The following is a 6814-nucleotide window of genomic DNA, read 5'->3' as shown; positions in this document are numbered from 1 at the left end:
GCCGAGGGCGATGTCGTCGTCGTCCCCGACATCGTCGGCGATCTGACCCTCATGCTCGCCGAACTCCTGGAGAACGCCGTGATGTTCTCCCCGGTCCGTTCGGACCGGCCCCCGCGACTTCCTGCCTGTGTGTGCTGCGACTGCAACGGCTGCTACGACGCTGGGCGTCGATTACTGCATGACCGCCATGGCCAGCGCGCGCCGGGCTCGCATCGAAGCGCGCTCGGCCCGGCGCTGCATGCGGCGAGCGGCGGCCAGGCGCACGGCCTGCCGTTCCCGCTCGGCCTGGTGCAGTCGCTCGTGCATATGCGCACGAGCCAAGGCTTCTGGGATGAGTTGCATCTCTCGGGTCCTGTTCTGACGCGAGTCGTTCGCGCCGGTGGTGGCGAAGTCTGTGGTGGCGGAGCCTGCGGGCTCGCTCGTGGACGGCTTCATCGGGGCCTGTTTCTTGGGGTCGTGCGTCAGGGGGCGGTCGATCGTTCCTCGGATGTTCATGCCGCAACCGGGTTCTTGCGCGGGCGGCCACGCGGCCGCTTGCGGGCCACGACGACACCCTGGACGAAGAGCTCGCCACCCCAGACGCCCCAGGGCTCACGCCGCTCCTTGGCGCCGGCGAGGCAGGCCTCCATCAGCGGGCAAGTGCGGCAGAGAGACTTGGCGTACTCGACGTCGGCCGGCGACTCGGCGAAGAAGACCTCCGGGTCGTACGAACGGCAGGGGACGGGTACGCCGAGGTTCTCGATGGCGTCGTCGAGCGCGGTGAGCGCGGTGAGGGGGATCAAGGTGGAGTCCTCCGTGAGGCCGGGCGGGGGGATCGTTTCGGAAGGCGGTACGGACGGGGCGTGCGCTTCGAGTTGCACGGTTCGTCTTCCTCGTCTGGTCGTGCCGGCCGGGGTCGGCCGGTTGGCGGCTGGTACCGGGTTCTTTTCTTGTCCCGAGGCCCCTTCGCTCTGTCGTCCCCGGTCGGGGACAAACAGAAGGGCCGCGGATCCCGGGTGGGGTTCCGCGGCCCTGAAGGCGCCGGCCTGATGGTGAATCAGGCTGGATCACTCCAGGGTTCAGGCCCACGGAAGGCCCACATCGTGTGGTGCTGCTGCGTCTGCTTCAGGGATCCGGCACCGGCTGCCGCAAAGGCATAGGCATGTGCCTCTGCCACTACTGCCGCTTCCAGTGCCTGGGTCGGTCGCTCATTGCGCTCACGAATGGGAAGACCCACGAGAGACACGGAGGACGCCGGCCGGACGGCGCTGATGCCGGACAGACCGGTGCCCAGGTTCGAGACGCCGAGCGAGCACGTGGAGACGACGACCGAGGGATCGGTCATTTTCACGGTGTTGATGGAGCTGGTGTCGATGCTGATCACTGGAATCGCCTCCTCTCGGCGTCTTGGGGGACCGGCGCGAACCGGTCCGACGGTTATTAAGTACAGCACGGAACCAGGGCCTTCGAGAAGGCCGCTGCCGCCGTGGTTAAGAACCTATGGGGATTGCTGGGGCATGCGCAAACTATTTTCTCGACGAGTTTGAATCAGTTGCCCTCGCCGTGTTCCCCGACCTCACGACCTGCGCAGATGGCCAGAACGTCGGCTCCGAAACGGTTGAGTTTGCGGACACCGACCCCGGGGATCCGGGCGAGCTCGCCCTCCTCGTCCGGCGCGGTCTCCGCGATCGCCATCAGCGTCCTGTCGGTGAAGACGCAGAACGCGGGCTGCCCGCTGCGCTCCGCCTGCACCGCGCGCCACTCGCGCAGCCGCTCGTAGAGACCCTCGTCCATGTCGGAGGGGCAGTCGTCGCAGCGCATCAGCTTCATCTCACCGGCGTCGGTGAGGGTCCGGCCGCAGACCCGGCAGCGCGCGGGGCTGCGGCTCGTACGCCGTTCGGCGGTGACGCCGGATCTCGCGGCACCGCGCTCGATGCCGCCCGGGGCGGCGCCGGCGCGACCGCCCGCAGTGGCGACGGAGCCGGGACGCAGCCCGTCGAGGAATCGGCTCGGGCGCCGGCCCGCTCGGCCTCCGGGCGAGCGGGCGAGCGCCCAGGAGACGAACAGGTGCGCTCTGGCACGGGTGACACCGACATAGAGCAGACGGCGCTCCTCCTCGATCTGCTCGTCGGTCTTTGCGTAGGTGATCGGCATCATGCCCTCGGCGACCCCCACCAGGAAGACGACGTCCCACTCCAGTCCCTTGGCGGAGTGCAGGGAGGCGAGGGTGACGCCCTGGACGGTCGGGGCGTGCTGGGCGCTCGCGCGTTCGTCGAGCTCCGCCACCAAGTCGCCGAGCGTCGCGCCGGGCTTGGCGGTCGCGAAGTCCTGCGCCAGGTTCACCAGGGCCGCCAGCGACTCCCAGCGCTCTCTGACCGCGCCGGAGCCCGCCGGGGGAACACTCGTCCAGCCCTCGCCCGAGAGCACCGCCCGGACCTGCGAGGGCAGGTCGACGGCGTCGTCGAGCAGCGAGTCGTTGCCGCCGAAACGGGCCGCCGCGCGCAACGCCGCACCCGCCTTGCGCACTTCGGGGCGGTCGAAGAACCGCTCGGCGCCGCGGAGCTGATAGGGCACACCGGCGTCGGCGAGGGCCTGCTCGTAGGTCTCGGACTGGGAGTTCGTACGGAACAGGATCGCGATCTCGCCGGCGGGGACGCCCGAGGCGATGAGGTCGCGGATGCGGCGGGCGGCCCCCTCGGCCTCGGCGGGCTCGTCCGTGTACTCGGCGTAGACGGGCTCGGCGCCCGGGGGCCGCTGGGAGATCAGTTCGAGGCGGTGCTCGGCGGCCCGGCCGCGGGCCTGGGAGAGCAGTCCGTTGGCCAGGTGGACGACCTGGGGCGAGGAGCGGTAGTCGCGGACGAGCTTGACGACGGTGGCCCCGGGATGGCGGGTGCGGAAGTCGAGAAGGTGGTCCGGGGTTGCACCGGTGAACGAGTAGATCGTCTGGCTGGCGTCGCCGACCACGCAGAGACTGTCCCGCTCGCCGAGCCACAGCTCCAGGAGGCGCTGCTGGAGCGGGCTGACGTCCTGGTACTCGTCGACCACGAAGTGCTGGTACTGGGAGCGGACCTGCTCGGCGATGTCGTGCCGGTCCTGCAGGATGGCGACCGTGAGCAGCAGGACGTCCTCGAAGTCGATGACCGCGCGGTCGCGCTTGAGGTCCTCGTACGCCGCGTAGATCTTGGCGGTCTCGGCCGGGTCCCGGGGCGCTTCTCGGCCGGCCCGGGCGGCGGCAGCGGCGTAGTCGGCGGGGATGGTCTGGGTGACCTTGCACCACTCGATCTCGCCGGTGACGTCCCGCAGCTCTCCCCGGTCGAGGCGGACACGGCAGGCGGCCGCCGCGTCCGCGACGAGCTGGATCTTGCGGTCCACCAGCCGGGGCAGTCCGCCACCGACGGCTTTCGGCCAGAAGTACTGGAGCTGGCGCAGCGCGGCGGAGTGGAAGGTGCGGGCCTGGACACCTCCGGCGCCGAGCTGGCGCAGCCGTCCGCGCATCTCTCCCGCGGCCCGGGCGGTGAAGGTCACCGCGAGCACGCTGGAGGGCTGGAGGATCCCCGCGCGCACCCCGTAGGCGATGCGGTGGGTGATCGCCCGCGTCTTGCCCGTGCCGGCTCCCGCCAGCACGCACACCGGACCGTGCAGGGCGGTGGCGACCGCGCGCTGCTCGGGGTCGAGCCCGTCGAGCACCGCGTCGGCCGTGTCCGGAACCTGCGGGAAGAGGGTGGAGTGCGTTGCTGCTGTCACACAGCCATGCTGCCAGGTCGGCGGAGACGGGTGAGCCGGTTGTCCACAGGGAGACGGCTGCGGTCGTACGAATGCGGCGAGCGTCACCCCGGCCGCCTGTGCCGAGGGCATGTTTCGGCCATGCCGCCGGTGTCACGTCCCTCCCCCGTCCCGGGCCGTCTCACCTGCGGTGCGGCGGGGGTGCGGCGAGCGTCACGTCCCGGTGCGCGGCGCCGATACCCCCCACGGGAATGGTGACCGGGTGACCTGCGTTCCACTGGCAGCGACCACGCACCCCAAGCCGTGAAGGAGCGCATGAGACATGCAGGGCACTGTGACGATGTACAGCACCACGTGGTGCGGCTACTGCCGTCGGCTCAAGAGCCAGATGGACCGTGAAGGCATCGCGTACACCGAGATCAACATCGAGCAGGACCCGCAGTCCGCGGCGTTCGTCGAGAAGGCGAACGGTGGCAACCAGACCGTTCCGACGGTCCTGGTGGTCGCCGCCGGTGGCGCCGAGGCCGTCATGACGAACCCGAGTCTCGCCCAGGTGAAGCAGGCCCTCACCGCCTGACCTCACGCGCGCACGGCAATGCCCCTCCGGCGAGCTCGCCGGAGGGGCAGCGTCATGTCCGGGGCACGCTCAGGGGGCGTTCCGGGTCGGCAGGGGCTTGCCGTACCAGAGCTCGATCAGGCGCGCCGCGATCGAGATCCCGTAGGGAGGCATGACCTCTCCGGACTCGAAGGCGGCCCGCAGGTCGTCCCGGGAGAACCAGCGGGCTTCCTCGATCTCCTCGCCGTCGACGTCGATCTCCGACGAGGTGGCGCGGGCACGGAAGCCCAGCATGAGGCTGGAGGGGAACGGCCAGGGCTGGCTGGCGACGTACTCGACCTCGCCGACCGTGACCCCGGCCTCCTCGAAGACCTCGCGGCGCACCGACTGCTCGATCGACTCGCCGGGCTCGACGAAGCCCGCGAGCGTGGAGAAGCGGCCTTCGGGCCAGTGCACCTGCCGGCCGAGCAGGATGCGGTCGTCGTCGTCCGTCACGGCCATGATCACTGCCGGGTCGGTGCGCGGGTAGTGCTCGGCACCGCACGCGGGGCAGCGGCGGATGTGCCCGGCGGCGGCGATGACGGTGCGCTCGCCGCAGCGGGAGCAGAAGCGGTGGGTGCGCTGCCAGTTCTCCAGGCCGACGGCGTGCACCATCAGACCCGCGTCACGAGGTGACAGCAGCAGGCCGGCCTCACGCAGGCCGGCCGGCCGGGCGGACTGGTCGATCCGGCCGGGAAGCGTGTCCTTCTGGAGCGCGAAGTAGCTCACCCCGTCGTCGTCCGTGCCCAGGAAGTAGCGGTGCGCCTCGGTGAGCGGGGCCTCGAAGGAGGGCGTCATCAGCAGTTCGGTGGTGCCGTCGGCCGTCTCGTCGATGAGCACCTGACCGCCGGAGACCACGAAGACGCGGGTCGTGGGGTGGCTCCAGGCGGCCGCGAGCCAGGCCTCGTCGAGCCGGTGATGGGCCGCCCGGTCGATGCCGCTCGGAGCGGTGAGCGAGATGGGACGGTCGGCGCTGTGGTCGGTCCAGGTGGTCACGGATGCTTCCAACTCCCCCGGTGGAACGGTTGTCTCGACGGGCGGTTCAGCAGGGCGGGCGTGCGGTGGTGCGCTGTCGGGGCTGCGGTTCGGCTTGTTCAGTGTGTCTCGCGCCAGTTCTCGGCCAGGTCGCCCCACAGGTAGGCGGCCGTCTCGACGCCCTTCATGAGGAGATCGATCTCGACCTTCTCGTTGGGGGCGTGCCAGCCGTCGGACGGAACGGAGATGCCCAGGAAGAGCACCGGGGCGCCGAGGACTTCCTGGAGGTCGGCCGCCGGTCCCGAGCCGCCCTCGCGGGTGTAGCGGACCGGCTGCTCGAAGGCCCGGCCCATGGCGCGTACGACGGACTGCAGGGCGGGGTGGTCGAGCGGGGTCAGGCAAGGGCGGGTGGACGGGCTGAACGTGATCTCGTGCCGGATGCCGTCGGGCACCTGCTCGGCCGCCCAGGCGCGCACGGCCTTCTCGATGTGGTCCGGGTCCTGCCCGGCGACGAGCCGGAAGGAGAGCTTCACCATCGCCGAGGACGGGATGATCGTCTTGCTGCCCGCGCCCTGGTAGCCGCCGCCGATGCCGTTGACCTCGGCCGTCGGGCGGGCCCAGACGCGCTCCAGGGTGGTGTGACCGGCCTCTCCGTGGGTGGCCGTCGACCTGGCGGTGCGCAGCCATCGTTCTTCGTCGAAGGGCAGCTCGGCGAAGAGTTCGCGCTCGCGGTCGGTGAGTTCGGTGACCCCGTCGTAGAAGCCGGGCACGGCCACGCGCGCGTGCTCGTCGTGCAGGGCCGCGACCAGCCGGGCGACCGCGGTGGCGGGGTTGGGCACGGCGCCGCCGAAGGACCCGGAGTGGATGTCCTGCCCTGGTCCGTAGAGGACGATCTCGCACTCGGCGAGGCCCCGCATGCCCGTGCAGACGGTGGGGGTGTCCTCGGACCACATGCCGGTGTCGGAGACGATCACGGCGTCGGCGGCGAGCCGCTCCGCGTGCTTCTCGACGAGCTCGCGGAAGTGCGGGGATCCGGACTCCTCCTCGCCCTCGATCAGCAGCTTGAGGTGCACGGCGGGGGTGGTGCGCCCGGTGGCCGCGAGGTGGGCCCGGACGCCGAGTGTGTGGAAGAACACCTGGCCCTTGTCGTCCGCGGCCCCGCGCGCGTGGAGGCGGTTGCCCCGGATCACCGGCTCGAAGGGTTCGGTGTCCCAGCCGTCCTCGCGGGCGGCGGGCTGCACGTCGTGGTGTCCGTAGACGAGGACCGTGGGTGCGTCGGGGTCCTCGGAGGGCCATTCGGCGAAGACCGCCGGGGCGCCCGCGGTCGGCCAGACCTCGCAGGTCGGGAAGCCGGTCCTGCGGAGTTCGGCGGCGAGCCAGTCGGCGCTGCGTGCCACGTCCGCGGCGTGCTCGGGCTGAGCCGAGACCGAGGGGATGCGCAGCCACCGACCGAGGTCGTCGAGGAAGGCGGCGCTATGCGTCTCGATGTACGTACGGACGGTGCTGACGGCGTTGTCAACGGGCGTGCTCATGTTCCTGAGC

7 protein-coding genes are annotated in these 6814 nt (G+C 70.9%); 1 reads left to right on the top strand and 6 read right to left on the bottom strand.

The window, feature by feature from the left end:
• Positions 1–171: 171 nt before the first annotated feature.
• The 4 genes from ACWEBX_RS27540 to ACWEBX_RS27525 form a co-directional block, all read right to left on the bottom strand.
• Positions 172–495 (bottom strand): hypothetical protein, encoded by a 324-nt coding sequence (locus tag ACWEBX_RS27540; protein WP_339131344.1) that lies wholly within the window; start codon positions 493–495, stop codon positions 172–174.
• Positions 492–860, bottom strand: a complete 369-nt coding sequence (locus tag ACWEBX_RS27535) for a WhiB family transcriptional regulator (protein WP_028802016.1) — start codon at positions 858–860, stop codon at positions 492–494. Before ACWEBX_RS27535 ends, ACWEBX_RS27540 begins: the two co-directional genes overlap by 4 nt.
• 176 nt (positions 861–1036) lie before the next feature.
• Positions 1037–1363 carry a hypothetical protein gene (locus ACWEBX_RS27530; protein ID WP_451887488.1) on the bottom strand — a complete coding sequence of 109 codons (327 nt, stop codon included), beginning with the start codon at positions 1361–1363 and terminating at the stop codon, positions 1037–1039.
• A gap of 164 nt (positions 1364–1527) precedes the next feature.
• Positions 1528–3834 (bottom strand): ATP-dependent DNA helicase UvrD2, encoded by a 2307-nt coding sequence (locus ACWEBX_RS27525; RefSeq protein ID WP_451887487.1) that lies wholly within the window; start codon positions 3832–3834, stop codon positions 1528–1530.
• 190 nt (positions 3835–4024) lie between these two features.
• On the opposite strand from ACWEBX_RS27525, the gene ACWEBX_RS27520 reads away from it, so the two are divergent.
• Complete coding sequence (locus ACWEBX_RS27520) at positions 4025–4279, top strand: mycoredoxin (RefSeq protein ID WP_384790321.1); 255 nt, start codon at positions 4025–4027, stop codon at positions 4277–4279.
• Positions 4280–4348: 69 nt separating this feature from the next.
• On the opposite strand, the gene nudC is transcribed toward ACWEBX_RS27520, so the two are convergent.
• Positions 4349–5293, bottom strand: a complete 945-nt coding sequence (nudC, locus tag ACWEBX_RS27515) for an NAD(+) diphosphatase (protein ID WP_355763864.1) — start codon at positions 5291–5293, stop codon at positions 4349–4351.
• A gap of 98 nt (positions 5294–5391) precedes the next feature.
• Positions 5392–6804: a dipeptidase gene (locus ACWEBX_RS27510; protein ID WP_451887486.1), complete on the bottom strand. Its 1413-nt coding sequence runs from the start codon at positions 6802–6804 to the stop codon at positions 5392–5394.
• Positions 6805–6814: the final 10 nt, after the last annotated feature.

It is taken from the genome of Streptomyces sp. NPDC005070, from assembly GCF_053600395.1.
Note: the sequence above shows the minus strand (reverse complement) of the source record. Positions and strands in the feature narration are given on the sequence as shown.